At 68.2% G+C, this 22,124-nt stretch carries 25 protein-coding genes; 4 read left to right on the forward strand and 21 right to left on the reverse strand.

Annotated elements, in window-relative coordinates:
* Positions 1-61 precede the first annotated feature (61 nt).
* The 11 genes from AB0N17_RS29395 to AB0N17_RS29445 form a co-directional block, all read right to left on the reverse strand.
* The gene (locus AB0N17_RS29395; RefSeq protein ID WP_366014557.1) at positions 62-307 is read right to left on the reverse strand and encodes a helix-turn-helix domain-containing protein; all 246 of its coding nucleotides are present in this window, start codon (positions 305-307) and stop codon (positions 62-64) included.
* A gap of 428 nt (positions 308-735) precedes the next feature.
* Entirely contained in the window at positions 736-2,208 is a 1,473-nt protein-coding gene (locus tag AB0N17_RS29400) for an ATP-binding protein (RefSeq protein WP_366014583.1), read from the reverse strand.
* A 2-nt stretch (positions 2,209-2,210) separates the two neighbouring features.
* Positions 2,211-3,047: a bifunctional DNA primase/polymerase gene (locus AB0N17_RS29405; RefSeq protein ID WP_366014558.1), complete on the reverse strand. Its 837-nt coding sequence runs from the start codon at positions 3,045-3,047 to the stop codon at positions 2,211-2,213.
* The gene (locus tag AB0N17_RS29410) at positions 3,044-3,907 is read right to left on the reverse strand and encodes a hypothetical protein (protein WP_366014559.1); all 864 of its coding nucleotides are present in this window, start codon (positions 3,905-3,907) and stop codon (positions 3,044-3,046) included. Before AB0N17_RS29410 ends, AB0N17_RS29405 begins: the two co-directional genes overlap by 4 nt.
* Before the next feature lie 88 nt (positions 3,908-3,995).
* Complete coding sequence (locus tag AB0N17_RS29415; RefSeq protein WP_366014560.1) at positions 3,996-4,220, reverse strand: hypothetical protein; 225 nt, start codon at positions 4,218-4,220, stop codon at positions 3,996-3,998.
* Positions 4,221-4,243: 23 nt separating this feature from the next.
* Positions 4,244-4,708, reverse strand: coding sequence for a hypothetical protein (locus AB0N17_RS29420; protein WP_366014561.1), 465 nt, complete (start codon positions 4,706-4,708; stop codon positions 4,244-4,246).
* Between the two features lie 206 nt (positions 4,709-4,914).
* The gene (locus AB0N17_RS29425) at positions 4,915-7,032 is read right to left on the reverse strand and encodes an FtsK/SpoIIIE domain-containing protein (protein ID WP_366014562.1); all 2,118 of its coding nucleotides are present in this window, start codon (positions 7,030-7,032) and stop codon (positions 4,915-4,917) included.
* A 91-nt stretch (positions 7,033-7,123) separates the two neighbouring features.
* Positions 7,124-7,441: a hypothetical protein gene (locus AB0N17_RS29430; RefSeq protein ID WP_366014563.1), complete on the reverse strand. Its 318-nt coding sequence runs from the start codon at positions 7,439-7,441 to the stop codon at positions 7,124-7,126.
* Position 7,442: 1 nt separating this feature from the next.
* A complete protein-coding gene (locus AB0N17_RS29435; RefSeq protein WP_366014564.1) occupies positions 7,443-7,790 on the reverse strand; it encodes an RRQRL motif-containing zinc-binding protein in 348 nt (115 codons plus the stop codon).
* Complete coding sequence (locus AB0N17_RS29440; RefSeq protein ID WP_366014565.1) at positions 7,790-8,674, reverse strand: DUF2637 domain-containing protein; 885 nt, start codon at positions 8,672-8,674, stop codon at positions 7,790-7,792. Before AB0N17_RS29440 ends, AB0N17_RS29435 begins: the two co-directional genes overlap by 1 nt.
* The gene (locus tag AB0N17_RS29445; protein ID WP_366014566.1) at positions 8,671-8,940 is read right to left on the reverse strand and encodes a DUF6284 family protein; all 270 of its coding nucleotides are present in this window, start codon (positions 8,938-8,940) and stop codon (positions 8,671-8,673) included. The genes AB0N17_RS29440 and AB0N17_RS29445 overlap by 4 nt, the downstream gene beginning before the upstream one ends.
* Before the next feature lie 439 nt (positions 8,941-9,379).
* Between AB0N17_RS29445 and AB0N17_RS29450 the strand changes: the two genes are divergently transcribed.
* Together AB0N17_RS29450 and AB0N17_RS29455 are read left to right on the forward strand one after the other, a co-directional pair.
* Positions 9,380-10,144: a GntR family transcriptional regulator gene (locus AB0N17_RS29450; protein ID WP_366014567.1), complete on the forward strand. Its 765-nt coding sequence runs from the start codon at positions 9,380-9,382 to the stop codon at positions 10,142-10,144.
* Between the two features lie 198 nt (positions 10,145-10,342).
* Positions 10,343-10,834, forward strand: a complete 492-nt coding sequence (locus AB0N17_RS29455; protein WP_366014568.1) for a histone deacetylase — start codon at positions 10,343-10,345, stop codon at positions 10,832-10,834.
* 189 nt (positions 10,835-11,023) lie between these two features.
* Here the strand turns inward: AB0N17_RS29455 and AB0N17_RS29460 are convergent, their stop codons facing one another.
* The 10 genes from AB0N17_RS29460 to phoU all read right to left on the reverse strand — a co-directional run bounded on the left by AB0N17_RS29460 (position 11,024) and on the right by phoU (position 19,846).
* The gene (locus AB0N17_RS29460) at positions 11,024-11,824 is read right to left on the reverse strand and encodes a DUF4145 domain-containing protein (RefSeq protein ID WP_366014569.1); all 801 of its coding nucleotides are present in this window, start codon (positions 11,822-11,824) and stop codon (positions 11,024-11,026) included.
* A gap of 635 nt (positions 11,825-12,459) precedes the next feature.
* Complete coding sequence (locus tag AB0N17_RS29465) at positions 12,460-13,251, reverse strand: hypothetical protein (protein ID WP_366014570.1); 792 nt, start codon at positions 13,249-13,251, stop codon at positions 12,460-12,462.
* 418 nt (positions 13,252-13,669) lie between these two features.
* Complete coding sequence (locus AB0N17_RS29470; protein ID WP_366014571.1) at positions 13,670-14,161, reverse strand: DUF4365 domain-containing protein; 492 nt, start codon at positions 14,159-14,161, stop codon at positions 13,670-13,672.
* A gap of 583 nt (positions 14,162-14,744) precedes the next feature.
* On the reverse strand, positions 14,745-14,954 hold the full coding sequence (locus AB0N17_RS29475; protein ID WP_366014572.1) for a hypothetical protein: 210 nt from the start codon (positions 14,952-14,954) through the stop codon (positions 14,745-14,747).
* Between the two features lie 108 nt (positions 14,955-15,062).
* Positions 15,063-15,731, reverse strand: coding sequence for a TetR family transcriptional regulator (locus tag AB0N17_RS29480; protein WP_366014573.1), 669 nt, complete (start codon positions 15,729-15,731; stop codon positions 15,063-15,065).
* 164 nt (positions 15,732-15,895) lie between these two features.
* Positions 15,896-17,101 carry a cytochrome P450 gene (locus tag AB0N17_RS29485; RefSeq protein ID WP_366014574.1) on the reverse strand — a complete coding sequence of 402 codons (1,206 nt, stop codon included), beginning with the start codon at positions 17,099-17,101 and terminating at the stop codon, positions 15,896-15,898.
* A gap of 123 nt (positions 17,102-17,224) precedes the next feature.
* Entirely contained in the window at positions 17,225-17,728 is a 504-nt protein-coding gene (locus AB0N17_RS29490) for a DUF1003 domain-containing protein (protein WP_366014575.1), read from the reverse strand.
* A gap of 204 nt (positions 17,729-17,932) precedes the next feature.
* On the reverse strand, positions 17,933-18,607 hold the full coding sequence (locus tag AB0N17_RS29495; protein ID WP_366014576.1) for a DUF4097 family beta strand repeat-containing protein: 675 nt from the start codon (positions 18,605-18,607) through the stop codon (positions 17,933-17,935).
* A gap of 263 nt (positions 18,608-18,870) precedes the next feature.
* Entirely contained in the window at positions 18,871-19,023 is a 153-nt protein-coding gene (locus AB0N17_RS29500; protein ID WP_366014577.1) for a hypothetical protein, read from the reverse strand.
* Positions 19,024-19,156: 133 nt separating this feature from the next.
* Complete coding sequence (phoU, locus tag AB0N17_RS29505) at positions 19,157-19,846, reverse strand: phosphate signaling complex protein PhoU (RefSeq protein WP_366014578.1); 690 nt, start codon at positions 19,844-19,846, stop codon at positions 19,157-19,159.
* 180 nt (positions 19,847-20,026) lie between these two features.
* On the opposite strand from phoU, the gene AB0N17_RS29510 reads away from it, so the two are divergent.
* Both AB0N17_RS29510 and AB0N17_RS29515 read left to right on the forward strand, forming a co-directional pair.
* Positions 20,027-21,277 carry an ATP-binding protein gene (locus tag AB0N17_RS29510; protein ID WP_366014579.1) on the forward strand — a complete coding sequence of 417 codons (1,251 nt, stop codon included), beginning with the start codon at positions 20,027-20,029 and terminating at the stop codon, positions 21,275-21,277.
* Positions 21,274-21,954 (forward strand): response regulator transcription factor, encoded by a 681-nt coding sequence (locus tag AB0N17_RS29515; protein WP_030342036.1) that lies wholly within the window; start codon positions 21,274-21,276, stop codon positions 21,952-21,954. The genes AB0N17_RS29510 and AB0N17_RS29515 overlap by 4 nt, the downstream gene beginning before the upstream one ends.
* Positions 21,955-22,124: the final 170 nt, after the last annotated feature.

Raw genomic sequence — 22,124 nt, forward strand, 5'->3', positions numbered from 1 at the left:
CCTTTCCCAGCATGGAGCAGGGGCGGCCGTTCAACGGCCGCCCCTGGCTGTGGAGGCTGCGTCAGGCCGCGACGCGGTCGACGCTCTTGAGCTGAGTCACGTAGGCCCCCACTTCGGCGGGGTCGTAGCGAATGTGCTTACCGATACGGAAGCCGGGAGGGCCGGTGCGCTTCCTGCGCCACTGGTAGACGGTTTCGAGGGGGACGCCGAAGATCTCGGCGATGTCGTCGGGAGTGAGGTACCGGTCGGGGAGATCGCTGCGGAGGGTGGCGCGAGGGTCGGGTTGAGCGGAATGGGTTCGGCTCATTTGGTCCTCAGAGGTTGAGTCGCATTGGCTTCGGGCGGAGTCCGCGCCTGTCCGAGGTGTGGATTTCTGCGTCACCCGCGTCATCTGCGTCATTTAGGCTTCTGGCCTGCGGGTTTTGGGTGACGCAGGGCGTTGGGCCTGCGTCATCGGTGACGCAGGTGACGCAGGATGACGCAGACAGAGGCCGTCTGCGTCACCCTCGTCTGTGCAGGTCACTGGCCGTTTTCGGGGCCAGGGTGACGCAGGTGACGCAGGATTTCCTACTTAGGAAAAAGTGGGGCCGTGTCTGTGGTGGTGCGGTGCGGCTCAAGACGTGAAGAAGGAGCCGCTGCGCGGCGCGACTACTGGGCGGCGCTGCCGCCGAACAGCAAGAGGAGCACGCCGCGACCGGGTGCTCTTCTTGCTGTTGCGGTCTGCGGCGGTGCCGGTCAGAACGCCTGCTGTTCATGCGCGGGAGGGGCGGGAGAGCGGGTCATCTCGATGTAGCGGCCATCTTTGGTGCGGCCCGAGTCGATGATGACGCCTCGGGCCGCGAGGGTGGGCTGCAGGCGCTTGAGGCGGTCTGAGAGCACTTTCCCGGTGGTGGGCCAGCCTTTAGGCAGGGCACGGAAGTCCTCGCCGCTGTAGAGGCGGCTGAGGCAGTGCAGCCATTCGGTGGAGGTCATCCGCTGCGGGCCGCCCGGTTCGAGTTCTGCGGCGTGCCTGAGGACGGTCTGCGCCAAGAGGTCGCCCTCGATGACGTCGTCGTTGAGGTCGTCCAGGCTGGCCCGGTAGGCGGTGAGAGCTCCCAGCCCGGTCGCTGCGTCGAGCTGCGCGCACAGGTGGGCGAAGTCCGCCATCCGCAGATCGGTAGGGGTTTCCGCCTCGACCGCGCGGACCTTGACCGTGAGGTCCAAGAGCGAGCCGAGAACGACGGGCAGCACTTCCGCGTACTCCGCCCACAGCTCCGCTTCGGTGCGCCGCACTTTGGGCCTCTCCAGGCGCAGTGGCAGGAGCCGTTCGGCGAGGTCGGGCCGGATGACTCCGACGTCGATGCCGGTCAGGAGCAGGGGCCGGCGGTAGCCGACGCGGAACACGTCGCCGTCGGTGAACAGGGCGCGCTTGACGTTCTCGGCTCCGGTCACGATGCAGCACATCGCGTCGGACAGCTCCGGGGTCATGTGGGAGAGGTTGTCCAGGGCGGTGACCCATCCGGCCGCCACGGCAGCAATCAGGTTCTCCTCGTCCCTGGGTGCGCGGCGCAGGTCGCCGCTCATGCCCTCGATGATCCGCACGAGCATCCGGCCGCCGGTGGACTTGCCCGCACCCTGCGGGCCGGTGAGGAAGGGGGCGGGGACGGGGACGGACGGGCCGAGGCAGCCGATGAGCCAGGCGATGGCCAGGCACTCGGTCTCCGCGGTGGCGAAGTTGCACAGCCGCATCAGCAGGTCGATGCCTTTGCCGTCGGTGTCCTTGGCCGGCAGGGGCAGTTCCCCGGTGAGCTGGGTGCGCCGCCAGCACACCTCACGCGGGTCCGGAATCGCGATGTCCCAGCCGGTGGGGTGGATCCGGACGGACTGCCCGTCATCGCGGTCCAGGTCCAGCCACGTCGCCCCGTCGAAACCGGGGGCGACGCGGATGTGCACGGGCTGCACGTCCTCGGACAGTGCGAGTGCTTCGATCAAATCCAGCGCCTCCTTGAGGGCGGTTCCGTTGAACACGCCCAGCCCGTCCTTGAACAGGCCGACCATGAGTTCCTGCCGGTGGCTTCCCGTGGTGCCCTGCGAGCGGATCGGGCGGGCCACGGGGTGGCCGTTTTTCTGTGCGTAGACGGTGCCGTCGGCGGTGCGGAAGTACCGGAAGTGCGCCTGTGCGTAGTCGGTGATGACTTCGCGGGCGGGGTTCTTCTCGTCGTCGGCCATGGTCACAGTCCCAACCGTGTACGTGCGTTGGCCCATGCGTCGGTGCAGTGCCGGGGGGATTCGCCCTTGCCTTGAGCGGCGATGAACAGGCGGGCGATGTGGTTGTCGGTGAGGCAGCCGCACCGGCCGTGCGTCGACAGCACGGCGAGGAACGTCCGGTAGACCGTGGCATGGATCGCGCTGCGGGCCTCGGTGATGCGCTGCTCCGCCATCGCGATCCCACGGTGCAGGTAGGCGGGCGTCCGGTGGGGACACTCTCCGCCCCCGGCAGGCGCCGGCACGTGGACGGCCTGCAGCATCGGCCGGGCGGAGGGCTCCTTCACGGCCAGCGCGCGCACGGCGTCGGGCAACTCGGCCATGCTGCCGGTGCCGAGTCCGAGCCACCGGGCGTAAGCCATCGTGGATTTGATGTCCACGCCCGGCCGGACCGCGTTCACCGACCGCATGGCCCCCCGGTAGATCCAGTGCTCTCCGCGCGTACTGGGCACGGTCCGGGTGGCGGGCAGGGTCTCGTGGGCCCAAGCGACGGCCGCCGCGTTGTCCAGGTCCACGACCGTCAGCCCGGCCCCGCCGGGGTGGTAGGCCACCGCCGCCGCCTCGCGCCACGCCCGCACCCACGTCGGCGAACCGATGGTGTGGGGGTCAGTGGTGGCGGCGGCCCAGCCATGGCACGGCTGCGGGCAGGCACAGGGGCCGGGAGTCTTCATGTTCGGCCGGCCGCCGCACACGTTCTCCGCACAGCGGCGGCAGTTCCCGAACGGCGCCTTCCCTTCGCGAAGGGGCATGACAGGCAGGCCAGTGGCCGCGAGGCGGGAAGCGGTGTGAAGGTGGTCGTTCATGCCGCGCTCCTGTCAGTGAGCAGTGTCTGGCGATGGGTGGGAATTGCACTGATCACACGGGTGCGCCAGGTGAGGGCATAGTCGATGCAGTTCGCGCAGTTTTTGTGCGTGTGGCCGGGCAGCGGGGGCCGGTGGCGGGCGTGGGAGCTCCAGGCGGCGGAGTCGGCGGAGGCGAGCAGATGGCCGACGCGTTCCAGGCCGAGAATCTTGAAGCCGAAGCCGTGGAGCTTGAAGCCGTGCGCGGCCATGGCAGTGACGATCGCGGCGCCCTCGCGGGTAGATTGCAGGCGGCATACCGACCCCAGTCCCACGATCGGCTCACGCCGCAGGTCGACACCCGCCCTCTCGTATAGCTCTACGCACCGCTCGTACTCGGGGATGCTGCGCCCCTGTAGGACTGGAGCGATGCGCAGGTCGGGTGCGAGGGAGCGCAGTTCGAGGAAGTTGGCGACGGTGCGCCGCTGGTGTTCGGCGACGCTCAGATGGGTGCCGACGAACACGTTCTTGCCGACGGTGCCGCCATGGATGATGAGGTCTTCACACATCCAGTCCTGCTGTGCGGCCCAGTCGTAGGGGCCGACGCATTCCCAGATGCGGCGCAGGTCATCCACGTACTGGCGAGGGGTGCGGGTCCAGCGGCCGTGGCGCTGGAGTTCGGAGAAGCCTCCGGAGTCGACCGCGTACGGGCCGAGCGCCGGGTAGAGCTTGGCGGCGGCCGTGAAGTGCTCGGCTTTGAGGAACAGTGGCACGTCGGTGAGCTTGATCCAGTGCCGCTTGTGGGTGGTCAGGTAGAACCGCATCCCGCTCGCGGCGGGAGCGCCCGCCGGTAAGGCTCGCGGGAGGGCGATGGGTTGCGTCATGCTGGATATCTCCAGTTCCTAGGAGTGGTGCTGGGACAAGGGCGGCCCCGCGTTCTTTGGCGAGAGGTGGGGGCCGCCCTTGGCGTAGCTAGTGGTTGGTGGGCAGGTACCAGGGCCACTGGGTCATGCCGTCGACCTCGGTGGCCGGGGCGATGGTGTCGGGCTCGCGCTCTTCGGCGGTGAGGTACAGGCGGACGTTGTTGCCGTCTCGGGCCGGGTACTGCCGGGCGGTGCCCGTGACGAACAGGCGGCGCAGGGCGGTGGTGATGCTGTCGGCTTCGGCGGGGTCGCAGACGATGCGGATCGCGAACATGGACGGGTTCCCTTCGGGTGGGTTCAGCCGTGGAAGTGGTTGCGCTTGAAGGTGGCCTTGCGGATGTTGACCGTCGCCCCGGCGCCGTGACGGTTGGCGCTGAAGACCTGCACGGCGATCCAGCCGCCGAAGATGACGGCGGCGAGGGTGATGAGCTGGGTGATGAGCGCTGTCAGCGCGGCGATGAACGTGGTCAGCAGCAACAGACCGCCCGCCACGGCGAGGAACCCGACCCCTCCGAGGGCGACGTTCACCGCCGTCCGGGACACGGGCGGCTTGGCCGTGACCGGTTCGGGCTGGGCGTGGTGGATGGCGTAACCGGTGACGACCTGACCGTCGGGCAGGACGACGCTCGCCACGGTCGGAACCGCGCTCGGCTGCACCGGCATCACGGGCGCGGGGATGACGGCGGCCGGGGTGATCGGGGCCGGGTGGTGGAGGTCGACGGCCCGGCCGGCGGGCGCGGGCGGGGTGGGTTCGGTGTGCATGCGGAATCCCTTCAGGTGCTGGATCAGGGAGGCGGAGGCCCCCCTTGGGGGTGCCGTGTGGAGGGGGTTTCGGGCCTCTGAGCTGGGATGCCTCCCTGACTCCCTGAGCGATCATTTCCGCTGGTCAGAGCCAGGGGGGCGGGTCAGGGAGGCGGTGAGGGAGTTCTCCCTGCCTCCCTAACCCGAACCTGGTCGGCTCCCTGCGGTCAGGCGTCGGAAGCGGAACCGTCGGCGTCGCGGTTGGCGAGGGCACGGGCGATGTGGTCGCGGGAGACGACCATGCGACCGTCGGACTTGTACGGCTCGGCGCCGGTGCCGTCCAGGACGCGGGTGAGGTCGCCGGGTGACCAGTCGCCGTAAGCGTCCGGGTTCAGCGCGGACAGTCGCTTGATGACGTCCTGAGTGCGCAGCCGGGGGGCGTCGCCAATGGCGGCGGCGATGTCGGCGAGCGGGTCGCGTTCCTCGCCCCGTTCGACGGCGTGCAGGGTGGTCACGCCGTCGCGCAGGGCCTTGGCCCGGTCGGTGATGGCTGCGGCGGTGTCGTCATCGATGTAGTGCGTGCGCACGGTGATGGACGACTGGCCGGCCGGAATCTGGATGCCGTCGGAGGCGACGACCAGGGTTCCCCGGTCCAGCCCCGGGCGCAGCAGGTTCGGTGCCGCGCCGCCGTCGACAGCCTTGTCCCCCAGCGCCATGCGGGCTTGCGACTCTGTGCCCAGCGCGAGGGAGGCGCGGGTGTGCGCGCCCTCGCGGACCAGCTTGGGCAGGTTCTCGTTGGTGGGGTCCTGGGTGCCCTGCCACATCAGGACGTTGACGGCGCGGCCCTGGTTGTGGATTTTGCGGACGGCCATGAAGTACCGGGAGTTGGCCTTCGCGCCGCCGTAGGGGCGCTTGTCCTCGTCCTTGGCCGGGCACATGAACGCCACCTGCGCCTCATCAACCAACACGATCAGCGGCGGGAACTGAGTGCCGGGCGGGGCCTGGATACGGCGGTTCATCTCGTCCACCGCACTCTCGACCATCTCGGTCACCTGGATCACGTGCTCATCGGTTGGCCCTTGGATGAGTGTGCTGGCGAGGCCGTCGAACATGGCCCAGTCGCCCACGCCCTTGAGGTCACCCATGAGGAACTGCACCGAGCGGTCCAGCGACAGCCACAGCGCCAGAGACCGCAGAGCCACGGTCTTGCCCTGGTTCGACAGGCCGGTGATGAGCAGGTGCCGCTGATACAGACTCAAGCTCGCCGCGTCGCCGCGCAGGTCCTGGCCCCACGGGGCGCGGCCCTTGGCGTAGTCGGCGGTCATCGTGTCGTCCGTGGCCAGCGGCGACGGCCCGATCGGCTCATCGAGCGCCCCGGAGTCGGCCACCCACAGCCGCACCGTGCGTGCCGCCTGCGGGATGGTGATGAACACCTCGTGCTCGTGCCGGGACAGGTTCTCGGCGAGCTTGCGCCGCTTGGCCTGGATCTCGTTGGTGGACACCCCTGACGGCAGGGTGACATCGACTTCCACGCCGCATCCGGCGATGACGATCGGGGACAACATCGACGCGCCCGCGTCGCCCATCTCCGTGATGGCCTTGCGCAGGGCCGGGATGCCCAGGTCGCGCAGGGCCTTGACCACGATCGACGGGGTGATCGGCTCCCCCTCGTTGCTGCGGGCGCCTGCCGGCAGGGCCCACTGCGGTGCGGCCTGCTGGTGCGCGCCGACCGACCACAGAGCGAGCAGGGCCAGGAAAGGGCCGATGGAGATCAGCGGCCCCCACACCACCTGCACGATGGTGATCATCAGGTTGATGAACTTCACGACCGCCATCAGCGGGGTGACCACGTCGGCGGGGTCCTTGGTGGCGACCGCCATCGCGACACCGAGCAGGACGAGTCCCCCGACGCCCATACCGGCGCTGACGGCCGCGCCCTTGGCCGCGTCCAGGGGCGAGTGAAGCAGGTCCATGCGGCGGCGGTGGCGGGCGTCGCGGAAGCGCTGCCCGCGCTCCTCCCACTCGGCCGCAGCCTCGAAGTTGCCCGCGGCTTCGGCGGCGCGGAGCATGCGTTCGTAGCGGGCGGCGGTGCGTCCGTCCCACGCGCGGCGGCTCACGATGCGGGCGCCCCCGACGACGTACAGGCTGTGCCGGGCCACCGTGCGGGCGGTGGTCTTCGTGGCTTCGTGGGTGACGAACGTGCGCACCGCGCGTCCGGAGCGCAGCCACAGCGGAACCGGCCGGGGTGCCGGCCGGTCGGGGACCACGGTCAGCGTGGTCACGGCCGCCTCGTTGGTGAGGGGTTCGGGCTCTTCCTTGTGCAGGTGAACGACGTTGCCGCTCATAACGGCAGACTCCTGACTGCCCCGAAGCGAGGCGAAGCGAGAGGGAAGGGTGCGGCGAGGGGGCCGGGCCCGACGGGCCCGGCCGGGCTGGTCACCACCAGCCGGAGGACTTCTTCGCGGCCCGCGTCGCGGCGGCCTCGTTCACCACGCGCTGCCGCTCGGTGTGCAGCGCGGCAATCTCCGCGACCAGCCTGGTTTCCGCCGACTGCCAGGCGGTGTCCAGCTTCCGTTCCGCGCGGCCGGGACTGTCGCCCCGGGTGATCCGGTAGGAGCCGGACGCGAGAGCTCCGAGCACGGCGCGACGTTCGCGGCCGTTCAGCGGCCACATCTCGCGGTTGCGGACCGCTTCGAGCTTGCGGTTCGTCTGCTGGATGGCCTTATCCAGGCGGCGGGTGTCGGGCTTGCCCATGTCAGGCACTCCTCAGGGCTTGGGAGGGTTGGGGGAAGGCGCAGGGGGTGCACATGCCGAGCGAGGCGGGGATGACGTAGCCCGCATCCCGCCGGCAGGCGGGGCAGATGCGGCGCGCAGCATTCGCACGGGCCAGTGCAGCCCATCGGGCGGGCGTCATCGGGCGGACGGGCTTGGCCAGGTCGATCCTGTACAGGTAGGCGACCAGCGGCGGCCGGCGGCGGCGTGGCCGTTCGAGCTGTGCGGCCACGTCCTGACCACCCGGCCGCAGACCCTGTGCGCGGAGTTGGCGGCGGGTGGCGTAGCCGTCCGGGGCGAGGCGCCACCGGAACACCGGCAGCGCCCCCATCACGCGGCCCGCTCGGCGAGCACCGCGTCACGCAGCTTGCGGGCGTTGACCGGGGAAGTGCGCAGGGCCCGGCGGATGCCCTCAGCGGTCACCTTCTCGTCCGGCCAGTCGGCCGTCAGGATGTGGGCCTCGGCCATGAGCTGTTCCGGGGTGCGCCGGGTCCGGGGCGTCTTGGCAGCGTCCGGAACGCGGTACGTCGCCCGGGGCGGCCGGGTCGACTCAGCCGCCACCGACCGCGCCCCAGCCGACCGGGACGGGGCCGACTCGACCGGGGCGAGGGCGGGCACGGGCTTCAGCGGAAGAGCCGACTTCCCCAGGTCCACCGGGACCGGATCGGGCACCCGCACCACCGACACGGCGGCCGGGACCGGGGTCGATTCCGGCAGGTCAGCCGTAGACCGAATCATCTGGGTATTGGTGGATTCCTCCGCATTCACGTCCGGGGCAGGAATCGGGGCCGGACGGTGGTGCAGCACCTTGGCGACCAGGTCGGACCCGAAGTAGATCGACCCGACCGGAAGCGACGTCGCGAGCAGGACGAGCGCCCAGTTCGCGGGGGCCCAGTCGGCGAGCCGCCCCCAGTCGACGCCACGGCCGTGCAACTCGGGCACCAGGCCGTGCACGTAGTTCAGGACCAGTGAGGCGGCCGTGTAGGTGCCCAGCACCTTGAGCGCGAACGACCGGTCACGGTCGACCAGAACGAGGGTGGCGACCAGAGCGAGCGCCATGAGCCCGTCGACCACGAACGGGTACAGCGTCGCCGCTGTCTCGTCCGCGCCGACGGCACCGGCGATGTCCCGCAGTGCGTTCCACGAGACGCGAAACGCCATACCGACCACCGCGACCAGCGCGAGTACCAGCAGGATGCGTCCCTTGCGGTTCATGCCGCGCCGCCCGGCAGGCTCACCGTGGCGGCGTGGTTCGCCAGTGCCGCCCGCTCCGCCAGGACCCGGGCGAGCGCCCGGCGGGTGCGGCGGGCGTCCAGCTCGGACGGGATGCGGTCCAGGGTGACGATCTGCGCGTCGAGCAGGTCAACCTCCGCCAGGATCAGCGGCAACTCCTGCTCGATCGCGTCCAGCTCCGCACCGCTCGGCTCCATGAAGTCGGCGAACGCGGTAACAGCGTCCTGAACAGTGACGATGGGATTCATTGAGTCGTGTTCCTCTCGCGTAGGAGCGGCCCAAACAGCGCCCCCGGTGTTCCTGCACCGGGGGCGCGCGCCGTTGAAGTCGGAACATCCGGCTCCCCTCAGCGCTGCTCGTGCGAGACGAGCAGCGGAGGCAACCGGCCACAGCAGAAGCTGCGGAGGTCAGTTCATGGATGCGCGGTCCTGTGCCGCGCCGGCCGCCTTATCGGAGGAGGCGGCCACCTCGTCACGCTGTTCAGTTCTCAAACACCGCTCGCTTCCTTCGAGCCCGTCTCACGAGGCCCTCCAGGCGTATGACGCAACGTCAGTACATGGCGCGATGCCAGCAGTTGGGCTTGTACCAACAACCTGACGGTTCATGAGTTTGCACGCCTGGCTTGGGTAGCGCAAGCGATTGGGCGTATGTTGTTGGAACAAGTCCGTCAAAACCTGGAGAGTCAACGTGGGCGAGCAGACGCCGCGTTACCACCGCATCGCTGATGAGCTGCGGCATCTCATCGACACTGGGGAGCTGAGCCCCGGTCAGCAGCTACCAACAGAGCACCGTCTTATGGAGCAGTACTCGGCGAGCCGCAACACCATCCGGTTGGCCCTCAGGCGACTGACGGAAGAGGGCCTGTTGGTCGCTGGGCAGGGGCGAGGCAGCTTCGTCAGGAAGAGTCATCCGGCGGCGGTTTGGGATTGGTCCGTCCTCGAGTCCCGCTCACGGCACAGCTCAGCGCAGAGCAACGGCGACCAGTGGTCCACCGTGGTTGAGGAGAGCGGTAGCAAGCCTCGCCAAGAGGTCAACGTGTCCATCAGACGGCCGCCGGCAGAGGTTGCCGAGCAGCTAGGCCTTGACCCTGAGTCCGCACTCACTGTCGTTCGGGAGCGAATCCGGTTCGTGAATCAGGAGCCGTACGCCCTAGCCGACTCATACTTCCCCGAAGAACTGGTTAGGGGCACTCCGCTGATGCTCCCCGAAGACGTGTCGGCCCCTGGTGGCGTGCTGGCGAGCAGTGGGCTCATCCAGACGCACTACCGCGACGAAATCACGGTGCGCATGCCCACTCGCACGGAGTCCGAAAGGCTCGCTCTACCCGCGGGGACACCGGTAGCCGTCCATCGGCGTACCGGTTACGACAAAGACGGTCGTCCGCTCCGCGTCATGATCAGCATCCTGCCCGGCGATCGTCACATCATCCGCTACGACGTATCGGCGGACTGACTCGTGATCATCCCTCGTCGACTGGATCGGCCGGAGTTCGGGCCTGCTGCTCCACAGCGCGTTTGGTATGCGGCCTTCGGTTCCAACATGCACGTGGCGCGGTTGGCCTACTACCTGGCCGGCGGCAAGCCCCCCGGTGGCCGGCGAACTTACCCCGGATGTCGCGATGACCGACTCCCGGAGCAAATGGAGCCGGTCATGCTGCCTGGCGAGCTGTACTTTGCTCTCGAATCTCAGGCATGGACGGGTGGCATGGCCTTTTACGACCCTGGCTCAGACGGTCAAACGGCCGCACGCGCCTACCTGGTCACCGCAGAACAGTTCTCGGACATCGCTGCTCAGGAGATGTATAAGGATCCAGGGGCGATGCTTGACCTCACAAAGGTGCTTGCCACTGGTCGTGCTGAGATGGGCACCGGACGGTACGAAACGCTTGTCTGCCCCGGATACCTCGACGGTCACCCGGTCCTGACATTCACGGCGCCCTGGGGTATGCGCGACGTTCAGTGGAATGCACCTGCCGCGACCTACCTGCGGCATCTGGGCTCGGGTTTGAGAGAGGCGCACGGTTGGCCAGTGAAGCGGATTGCTGAGTACCTGGCAACGCGGCCGGGTGCGGCCGGCCACTGGACGGCTGAGGCCGTGGCGTCGGTCCTCCAGACAAAGGATGGCACCCCGTCCGGGAGGTGAACCTGCATAACTGTTGCCATCACGCTCACCCTGATCTGCTGCCGTTGACTCGTGATCATCTGATACGCGAATCATGCTGCAGCAAACGCGCACGCAGTGCCGATGCACGTCGGCACGTCTCCCCAGTCGGCCAGCCCCATGCCCACCGCTTCCCTGCCGATTACCCGAACTGAATGCAACGCGCCACGATTAGAAGGGCGGCACCGGAAACTGTGTAATCTGGCTTGCTGGCATACCTTTTCGGGCGATGATTTCTTCGGCTTTCTTTTTGATTCCTGCCGCAGAGGTGTCATAGATATACTGAATGGTGCGGTCTAGAATGTCGATGGCGTCCAGCACGTCGGGCACGCGAATTTCGCCCCCATGGCTACCGAAATTGCCTGTCCACTTGACAGCTAGCACAAGATTGGCGGCCTCGGAAAACTCCGGTTTTGCAACCTTGAATCGCTCGATTCGGTTATGGAGGCTGATATCGTAGCTCTTCCCCTTACTGAAGCCGCGCCTCGGAATTCCCTCATGGTCCATCAGGGCTTCGACCGCGGATCTCAGTCGATTCGCTGCCGAGCTTGGATCCGCCCAAAGGATGGTGGACGCTGCCTCGATTCTTTCCCGGACTTGCTTAGGGCAGTCGCCGAAGTCTTGCATCAGGGGCAGTTCAGGCATGAAGAATAGAGGCGTCAAAAGCTCCTTATAGCCTTCCTCCGTATTCTCCATGTAGATACTCGTTCGTCCAACCACTCGAACGAGATCGCATGTCTCCTTATAGCAGCGCAGGACGCAGTGGAATGCGCCATAAATGAAGTCAACGTCCCAGTATTCGAGTGCGCGCCAAGACTGACTTTGGTTGGCTTCTTCGAGTACCAACGAACCTGGAACGACGGTTAGGCCAGCGCGCTTGCAAGTCGGGCAGGGGATGTAGGGCCATTCTTTGGGGTCGTCAGACAGCCCCCGGGCTATCCGGCGGAGGTCCTGCACGAAGAGGTTGGGCATGGAGACAGTTTGCCAGCGGCGGGCGCTTCCCCGCTCTGCGTTTCCATGAACAGCTCGCGCGACCACCTTCCCGTGAGAGGTGCCGACCCCCGCCGTAGATCTGCTGGCTTGGGCAGCGGTACGTCACGGAACTTGCCGCCTTTCGGGGTGCGCACGCAGCCTAGCTCTGGCTCAGCTTGAGTTACTGCATCACGTGCAGGGCGCCGCTGTCGAAGTCGACGTCATCGACGGGCAGGCCGAGGATCTGCCCTTGCCGCAGGCGCATCCGACCCGGCGGTGGATCGCCGCCAATCAGTGGCGCGAACCAGAGCGGCGGTAGGGCGAAGCGGCACGGATGGCGCCGCCGGACCAACCGCGACGACGGGCCTGCCTGGGTTCACATCGCTGGCTGCCACCGGGCATGTAAACGGTCCCGCGGCGACTCCCGTAGCGATGCGCTCCGCTAGATCGTTGAAGGAATCCCAGCCTGCACTCACTGCCGGCCCGACACCGAGTTGGCCATCCTTGACTAGGCCTGTTTCATGGGAGCCGCCTTCTGTGCGGCGGCGTTCTTCTTCGGTATTTCGTGCACCTCGGCTGACTCTCCGCGGACCTCGTTCGCCTGGGCCACCGATCTGTTCAAGACGGCCATCAGATCAGAACAAGTCGAGCTGATCAGTATTACTCTCTGAGCGGGCGCGCCTGGAAGCTTCGTACTCGTCGAGTGAACCCAGAGTGCGAATTACCGTGGCGTCATAGAGCCAACTCAGATTTCCTTCCTTTTCGAGGCGGCCGCTCACCTGAATGGCCAAGTCCTCCTCGTGGGCTCTGATTGCCTCGTGGTAGTCCTCTTCATCCGCGAGCCTCACTCGGACCTTCCGCGGTCCAGTAGACTGCAGCGCATCCACGCCGAAAACCCCCGGGCTGCCAGCTTGCTTTTTGGCGAGCAGATGCACTCTGCCGATAATTGAAACCTGAGCTGTAGATTGATCCTCGGCGAGCCTGATTGCGGCCTGAGTTAGTGTTGGGACATCCGAGGCGCGAAACTCAAAATGATTTTCTAGGTTGACTGGTGGTGTCGACGCCTTATCCCACTCAATTGTGAGATCGGCCTCATCGGCATTCGTGGCAATGCCGATGATTGCGTTAGTCATCTCGTATGAGATGCCATCCACTACACCACTCTCAAAGCCCGCGAGAGAGCCGCTCGATCGGTAGTGTTCCAGGGCCTCAACGGTGGCTCCCACGGCATGTGCAACAGCCTCATTGACTGTGCGCAGTCGGATAGCCCCGGGATCCCAGGCGGAAGGAAGGGCGTCGGTTGACGGCTTAAGGCTTACCTGGTCATCAGGCGGCGCCAAAGCCGTGACGATGTAGCTTCCGGGTGCCGTTTGGCCCATCATTACCCGATCTAGATACCTACTGGCGAACCTGCCGTGGCGGTTCACGAAATGACGTTCGGGGCCCAAATAATACTTGGCGCCAGCCAAAAGCGTCCTTCGGGCGGACTCGATTAGTCGCTCTCCGCTCCTCCAGGAAATCAAGCCGCTCGGGGCTCGCGATTCTTTCCTGAAGCGAAATTCATCCGAGGAAGACAGTGCGATTCTAGGGTAGAGTGATCGTGCCCAAAAATCCCTCTGGCGGGACAATTGAAGCAATGCCGAATGCATCAATAGCGGGAAGTCGACCGCTGCCTTATCGAGGGGGATTAGGACACTTGGGGCTACCGAAAATGACCCTTCCTTGCCTGGCGGAGCGTACCGGGCGTAGATGCCTTCCCGGCCCCCAACGTTCTCCCACCCAAGGTCCTTGAGAACTACGCGTAGCCTATTCGGATCGACATTCTCAGGGATCGTGGTCTCGCCTTCATCCATCAAGCGACTCACCCCTGTCCTGCCTTTCCATAATCTTAATTAGGGCGTTTGCGTCAAAGGTGTTATCCGTTGGGACGTCAATCACCGGTTTGACCAGTTCTGACGTCTTGCCCTCTAGATGCGTCCAGTAGCACTCGCGTTTGACGAGGAGGCCGCCGGTCACAACCTCCGTCCATGCGAGCTGCTCAAGCGGCACTGTCATAACGATCAGGATCTTCTTGATGTGCGTGCGCGGGGCGGCTAGCCCCTCAAAGTACTCCCGCTTCGAGAACCGATACTGAAACGACTTGGTATCGCGGTCAGGGGTGACCTGTGTGGTGCACTTCAGTTGCGCGAAGAGGATGGCCTCCTGCTGCAGGTGCGTAGCGGGAGGGCGAATGAACTGGACGTCGACACCGAAGGTGTCCTTGCCGACCACCTCTACCGAGCAGCCAGCGCTCGCCGCCACGCTAGAGACGTAACCCTCTTGGAGCTGCTCCATCATCTTCGTGACGGTGCGAGGGTGTACTGCCTTGATGTTCTGGGCCCGAGGCTTCTTACCATCGTCCGCCGCTGGCGAACCCCCCATGCGAGACACCCTCCAACTCGTCTCACATGAGGGTAGATCACCTGCCGTGTATAGGGGAGTAGTTGGGCTGCGGTCATGAGTCGAACCTAGCTCGGTGCACTGACAGAGCCGTCGTCTCCGTGTGCTGGGGCCTGCTCGGTCCCACCATGTGTCCTTCGTCAAGTGGGCGCGTGGCTGGAGGCTGCTCCTCTTCGTAGCTGAGGGTCCGAGACCACACCGACGGGCCCTCTCTGGGCCCTCCGAGGACAACAAGGGACGGCCAACGACGACCGACCATGACCGCTCGATCGCTGGTCGGCGGGGGTTCGTGCCCCGCTGACCTGGTCAAAAAACCGGGCCCCCCAGACCCAGGGCAAGAAGAAGTAGCTCTTGCGATCATGCCCCTGAGCTGCGCGGGCGGCGCGGCTCAGGGGCATTTTCCTGCGGCTCTCCCGGCTCGCGCGGCTCCGCTCGCGCGGGAGCGCCCCGCGGCGCGTGGCCGCGGGGCGCCTTGTGGGGTTCAGTCGATCGTCTCCCCGTCGTGCATACCGCCTCTGCAGAGGTTGGCATTCAGATCGGGCATTCCGCCGGCCTGCTTGCACTGGGAAGGGGTGACGAAGGATGGAGCACCCTGTGCGGTGGCGGCGGTTGCTGCTGCGGCGCCTGTGAGGCCGAGTCCGGCGAGGGCTGCCGTGGCGACGGCGGCGGCGAGGATTCGTCGAAGGCGCATGTGGTTCCCCTTTCACGGATTGCCTGGGTTGGGGCACTAGCCAGTTTGATCTTCACCCATGTGGGTGGCACGTCATGTTGGGCCATTCGGGTGAAGCGGCTTCCGTGATCAAGCCCCTGACCTGAGCTTTCGATGCGGGCCGAGTTCGAGGAGCACATCGCCGAGCTGGTCGGACGTCAAGGGCGGCGCAGGCAGGGCGGGCGCGGCCGGGCGGGCGCGGAAACCGTCGAGGACCAAGGCGAGCGGGCGGGTCCAGGCGTCCGGGGCGACGGTGCACAGCGCGGGCACGACCCGGCCCAGCGCCGCGAGGGCGAAGAGGACGTCCTCGGTGGTGAGGTCCGGGCGTACGGTGCCCTGCGCCTGGCCGCGGCGGAGCAGGTCCGCGACGGTGACGCGGTTGTGGGCGTGGACGGCATCCAGAGAGGCCACGCCTTCCAGGTTCGTCGTCATGAGGTCGTTGGTGCCGCGATCTTCGGCGAGCGTCGCGAACACGGTGTGCAGGTACTGCGTCAGCCCTGTCCACGCGTCCTGCGCGGCGCGTGCTCGCTCACCGGCGGCCATGGTCTCGGCGAGAGCGTCCCGGAAGACTTCGTCCACGAGCGCGGCGCGGGTCGGGAAGTGGCGGTAGAGGGTCGCGTTGCCCACGCCCGCGCGCCGGGCGATGACGTCGAGCGGAGCGTCCAGCCCCTGTTCGGCGAAGACCTCGCGGGCCGTCCGCGTCAGCAGCTTCCGGTTGCGCAACGCGTCACGGCGCCCGGTCGGCGCGTCGCCGCCCATCGCGTCTCCTTCTTCCCCGTCTCGTCCCCGTGCCGGAGAGTGCTCCCCGTGCCGGAGCGTGCCCCCGTACCGGAGAGTGCTCCCCGGTACGGATGCTACCGCCGGCCGGGCGGACGGGGGTCCGGCTGGATCGCGTCGCCGCCGTCAAGGGACCGGACCGGTGTCTACCAGCGCACGGGCAGCTCTCGCAGGCTCCGCATGAGGCTGGTGCGCCACTGCGGGGTGCCGTCACCGTCGAAGGCCAGGCCGGGGAAGCGGTCCAGCAGGACGCGCAGGGCCAAGGTCGCCTCCAACCGGGCCAGCGGGGCGCCCAGACAGTGGTGCAACCCGTGCCCGAAGGCGAGGTGGGCGCGCGTCGCGGACGGATCGCGGCGTATGTCGAACCGTTCGGGATTGTGGAAGGCCGCCGGGTCGCGGTTCGCGGCGGCGATGGAGAGCACGACACGCGCGCCCGCCGGTATCCGGACACCACCGAGGGCGACCGGTTCGGCCGTGTAGCGGTAGGTGCCCGCCGGCGCGGGCGACTCGAAGCGGAGCGTCTCCTCCACGGCGCCCTTCAGCAGCTCGGGGTCGGCGCGGAGGGCGGCGAGCTGCCCGGGATGACCGAGCAGCAGCTGGACGGCGTTGGCGATGAGGTTGACCGTGGTCTCGTGTCCCGCCACGAGCAGCAGGAAGGCCATGCCGAGCAGTTCCTCCGGGGTGAGCCGGTCGGCGCCGTCCCCGTCGTGGGTGCGGACCAGGGCGTGCAGCAGATCGCTCTCCGCCGCGTCCCGCAGCCGCCGTTTCTCGTCCGCCAGCCCCGCGAGGTACGCGGCCATCTCCTGCGAGGCGCGGGCGGACTGCTCCGGGTCGTCGAGGGCGACGACCTTCGTGGACCATGCCCGGAAGGCGGCCCGGTCCGCGTCCGGCACGCCGAGCAGCTCGCAGATGATGGTGAGCGGCAGCGGATAGGCGTATGCGGCCACGAGGTCGGCACGGCCGTCGGCGGCCACGGCGTCCAGGAGCGCGCCGGCCGCCTCCTGGACGCGGGGCCCGAGCGCCTGGACGCGGCGTGCGGTGAACTCGCGGGCCACCAGCGTCCGCAGGCGGGTGTGGTCGGGTGGATCGACCTGGAGCATGTTGCGGCCCACGGAGTACAGCCCGTCGTCCACGAAGTCGGCCGAGTGCCGCACGTCATTGCGCAGCCTGGGGTCGGCGAACGCGGCGCGCACCTCCTCGTGCCCGACCACCAGCCACGACTCGTCCCCGGTGGGGAAGCGCACGTGGTGGACGGGCCCGCGGGAGCGCAGCGCGGCGAAGGCGGGGTAGGGGTTCGCGGTGAAGTCGTCGGTGAGGTCGGCGAGTCGGACGGTGGGGTGCTGCGTGCGCATCGGCGGCTCCCGGACAGAAGTGGGGACCATTCCCCGTTCAGGCGTCGGAGCGACCGTAACACGAAGCGGGGAGCGGTCCTCGTTTCACCGAGGGCGCTCCCCGCGACGACGTCCGCCGGCGCGTTACGAGGTCTGTCCCGTCTGCTTCATCCGGGCACGGTTCTCCGCGAGGGCCTCCTGCACCTTGCGCTCGACCTCCTCCGGGTCGACGCCCAGGGCGCGCCCCATGTGGATCGACCACACCTCCGAGCGCACGTTGGTCTCGAAGTCGAGGTCGGCGCGGACGTTCTCGCGGGCGGCCTGGCGGTTCTGGCTCACCATCACGAAGGTGGACAGGAAGATCGCCTCCAGGCTGACGATCATCGTGAGCAGTCCGAAGGGGAACGGGTCCCAGACGAGTCGCTGGCCGAAGACGCCCTCGTTGCACACGATCCAGACCGTGAACCACGCCGCGTGGATGTAGACGAACTGCATGGTGCCGGCGAACGCGGTGATCGCGTCCGCGATCCGGTCCTCGGTCCCGCGCATCCGCGCGAGCACGTCCTGCTCGCGCGGCAGTCGCAGCGCCAGGCCGCCCAGCCCCCTCGGACCACCCTGATCGCCGGGACCGCTCGCCGCACCGCCCATGCTCACTCCCGACCGCCGTCCCTGTGCGCCGGGCGACAGCGTACGGCCGGGCGGGTGCGAACCAGGCGACGACCGACGGCGGACACGCCCGCGTACGTCGGGCGGCGGAGCGGCGCCGGGCGGGCCCGGTCAACCGGCAGGAGGGCCCCGTCAACCGGCATGAGGGCCCCGCCAATCGGCACGAGGGCCCCGTCAGCCGCACGATCAGGCCAGGCTGCGGGCGGTGATGTCGCCGTGGGCGGTGGTCGCCTGGATGGTCAGGGCCGCGGCGGCGCCGTCGGTGTTCCTGAGCGTGTTCTGGATCCGGCCGTAGCTGGTGCCGGCGTCCAGGGTGGCGGAGACGCCGGGGGCCGCGCCGACCGAGATCGCGCCGTGCTCGGTGCGCAGCACGACCTTGCCCCGGACGGCCTCGGCGATGTGGAGGTCGCCCTTCTGGGTGCTGATCTCCGCGGACCCGCCGAGGCGGCCGACCGACACGTCACCGGCTTGGAGGGTGAGGCGGGCGCTCGCGGTCTCGTCGAGGTCGACCGTGGCCTGCGCGGCCTCGAAGGCCACGTCGCCGAGCCGTCCGAGGCTGTGGAACTCGGCGGCGGCCGCCTTCGCCTCGACCCGGGAGCCGGCGGGCAGCTCGACCGTCACCTCGACGGCTCCGGACTGGCCGAGGAGCCGGCTCTTCGCCGGTGCGGCCTCGATCCGAAGGACGCCGTCGCCGTAGACGACCTCGATCTGCTCCGCCGCCTTCACGTCGCGGCCCTTGGAGGCGTCCGCGGGTAGCACCTCGACGACGGTGTCGGCCCGGTCGGCGGCGACGAACCGGATGCGCCCCGCGGGGATGTCGAGGACGGTCGAGACCGGGGCGGGGGTGGCGAACTTGTGCATCGTGCGCTCCTTCGGGTCGTCGTCTTTCTGATGGCGGAAACGCTACGTTGCTTTCCATGGGGTGGCAACAAGTTCGTTGCGTGGGGCTGATGAATCTGCAGTTCAGAGCCTAGAAATCGTTGCAATGGTTTGTCTTCTAACGCAACGATTTTCGCGCCACCGTCCGCCGACGTTGCAATGGGTCAGGGGTGAACGCTACAGGCGGGCACGAAAAAGGGCCGGTGTGCAGTGATCGCACACCGGCCCCCTCGTCGGTCGTCAGGTCAGCACTGGCACGGGCTGCCCGACTGGCACCCGCAGCCGCAGCCCGAGCCGCAGCCGCACGCGCCGACCAGCGGCAGGCTCCTGATCTCGGCGGGCTGCTCGGTCTCGCGCTCCTGCGTGGGGTCGGGCGTGGTGCTGGGGGAATCGGCCATGGGTCCCTCCTAGACGCTGGGGCAGGGGTGCCCTCGTCCATTTCATGCCCGCTCCGCTGGGCGCATCAACGGCGCACGGAGGCGTCCACGCGCCCCGCCCGGCGGCCGCGCACCACCGCGCGGACCCCGGGGGTCACGCGCCCTCGACCCCCGTCGCCGGCTGGATGTCCTGCTGGAGCTCGTCCGCGTGCTCGCCCGTGACCAGGAAGACCACGCGCTTGGCCACGGCCACGGCGTGGTCGGCGTACCGCTCGTAGTAGCGGCCGAGCAGGGTGACGTCCACGGCCGTCTCGATGCCGTGCTTCCAGCGCTCGTCGATCAGGTGCTGGAAGAGGGTGCGGTGCAGGAGGTCCATCTCGTCGTCGTCCTGCTCCAGCTGCAGCGCGAGGTCGACGTCCTTCGTCACGATCACCTCGGCCGCCTTCGCCATGAGGCGCTGCGCGAGCTGGCCCATCTCCAGGATGGTGGCGTGCAGGTCGTGGGGGACGGCCCGCTCCGGGAAGCGCAGCCGGGCCAGCTTCGCCACGTGCTGGGCGAGGTCACCGGAGCGCTCCAGGTCCGCGGACATGCGGAGCGAGGTGACGACGATACGGAGGTCCGTGGCCACCGGCTGCTGCCTGGCCAGCAGGGCTATCGCCCGCGCCTCCAGGTCGTGCTGGAGCTCGTCGACCTTCTTGTCCGCCTCGATCACGCTCTCGGCCAGCTTCAGATCGGTGTCCAGGATGGCCGTCGTGGCGCGCCCGATCGCCGACCCGACCAGCCGGGCCATCTCCACCAGACCGTCGCCGATCGAGTCCAGTTCCTCGTGGTACGCGTCCCGCATCAGGGTTCCCTCTCATAGGTGTGCTTGGTCCCCACGCTCCCACGTTCTGCCCCGCACGCGTCCGTTTCCGCCACCCCAAATGAACCAATCCTGGCCCCAAGGTGAACTCTGAGCGACGAGTGACGGTGCTCGCACCTCGACGGCTGTGGTCATGTCGTACGCCCTGCTTAACCTGGAGGCATGGACGTGAACGCGGCGGTCGCCGCAGCGGCAGCGATCGCCGGGGTGCTCACCGGTGTCATCGCCATGCTGGCGTTCCGCTGGAGCGAACGCGACCAGAAGCGACCGACCAGGACTTCCTTGCACACCGATCCCGTACTCCCGCCCGGCGTGGACACCGTGTTGTCCGTGCTCCGCTCCTCGGCCGTCGTCCTCGACGAGGCCGACGCCGTCGTCAAGGCGAGCTCCGCGGCCTACGCCCTCGGGCTGGTCCGCGGCGGCAAGCTCGCCGTCGAACCCATGCTCCAGATGGCCCGGGACACCAGACGCGACGGGGAGATACGGCAGGTCGAGCTCGACCTGCCCCGGCGCGGCACCGGACGCGGCGAGGCCCTCGCCGTCTCCGCGCGTGTGGCTCCGCTCGGATCCCGCCTGGTCCTGCTGCTGGTCGAAGACCTGACCGAGGCCAGGAGGATCGAAGCCGTACGACGCGACTTCGTGGCCAACGTGAGCCATGAGCTGAAGACGCCGGTCGGCGCGCTCTCCCTGCTCTCGGAGGCCGTCATGGACGCCTCCGACGACCCCGAGGCGGTCCAGCGCTTCGCCGGCCGCATGCAGATCGAGGCGACCCGGCTGACCAACCTGGTCCAGGAACTCATCGACCTCTCCCGGGTGCAGAACGACGACCCCCTCGAGGACGCCGAGCCCGTCCGCGTGGACGAGCTGGTCGCCGAGGCCGTCGACCGCTGCCGCCACCAGGCGGGCGCCAAGCAGATCACCATGGCCGCCGGCGGCACGGCCGACCTGCACGTCTGGGGCAACAGGGGCCAGCTGGCCGCCGCCCTCGGCAACCTGGTCGAGAACGCCGTGAACTACTCCCCGGCCCGCACCCGCGTCGGCATAGCCGCGCGCCGGGTCTCCGCGCCCGGGGGCGACATGATCGAGCTTGCCGTGACCGACCAGGGCATCGGCATCTCCGACAAGGACAAGGAGCGCATCTTCGAGCGCTTCTACCGCGTCGACCCGGCCCGCTCCCGGGCGACCGGCGGCACCGGCCTGGGTCTCGCGATCGTCAAGCACGTGGTCGCCTCGCACGGCGGGGAGGTCACGGTCTGGAGCGCCGAGGGGCAGGGCTCCACGTTCACCCTCCGGCTGCCGGAGGCGGGCGCGGCCCGCGACCGCGCACAGCAGCACCCCGACCTCGAAGAAGAGGCCGGCGGCCCCGACCCATCCCCGTACGAACCGCTTCCCGCCCCGGAGGTCCTTCCGTGACCCGAGTGCTCGTCGTCGAGGACGAGGAGTCCTTCTCCGACGCCCTGTCGTACATGCTCCGCAAGGAGGGCTTCGAGGTCGCCGTGGCGGCGACCGGCCCCGACGGACTCGACGAGTTCGAGCGCAACGGCGCCGACCTCGTCCTCCTCGACCTGATGCTGCCGGGCCTGCCCGGCACTGAGGTCTGCCGCCAGCTGCGCGGCAGGTCCAACGTCCCCGTCATCATGGTGACGGCCAAGGACAGCGAGATCGACAAGGTGGTCGGCCTCGAAATAGGAGCCGACGACTACGTCACCAAGCCCTTTTCCTCGCGTGAGCTGGTCGCGCGTATCCGGGCCGTGCTGCGCCGCCGCGGCGAGCCGGAGGAGGTCACCCCGGCCGCGCTGGAGGCGGGTCCGGTCCGCATGGACGTCGACCGCCACGTGGTGACGGTCGCCGGTTCCAAGGTCGACCTCCCCCTGAAGGAGTTCGACCTGCTGGAGATGCTGCTGCGCAACGCGGGCCGCGTCCTGACCCGCATGCAGCTCATCGACCGCGTCTGGGGCGCCGACTACGTGGGCGACACCAAGACCCTCGACGTCCACGTCAAGCGCCTGCGCGCCAAGATCGAGCCGGACCCGGGCGCCCCGCGCTACCTGGTGACGGTCCGCGGTCTGGGCTACAAGTTCGAGCCGTAAACCGGTACTTCGAGCCGCGCACCGGTTCGCGGTTCCACGAGCCGCGCAACGCTTCGCGGTTCCACGACGAAGGGCGCCGGGCTTGGCGCTTGAGGTGGTCGCTGCCGGATTTGGTCACGGTCGTCTCCACAGCGGGACCCCACGCATTCCCGCCGGACGTCGCGTGAAAG

Source organism: Streptomyces sp. NPDC051133 (assembly GCF_040682635.1).
Lineage (GTDB): Bacteria > Actinomycetota > Actinomycetes > Streptomycetales > Streptomycetaceae > Streptomyces.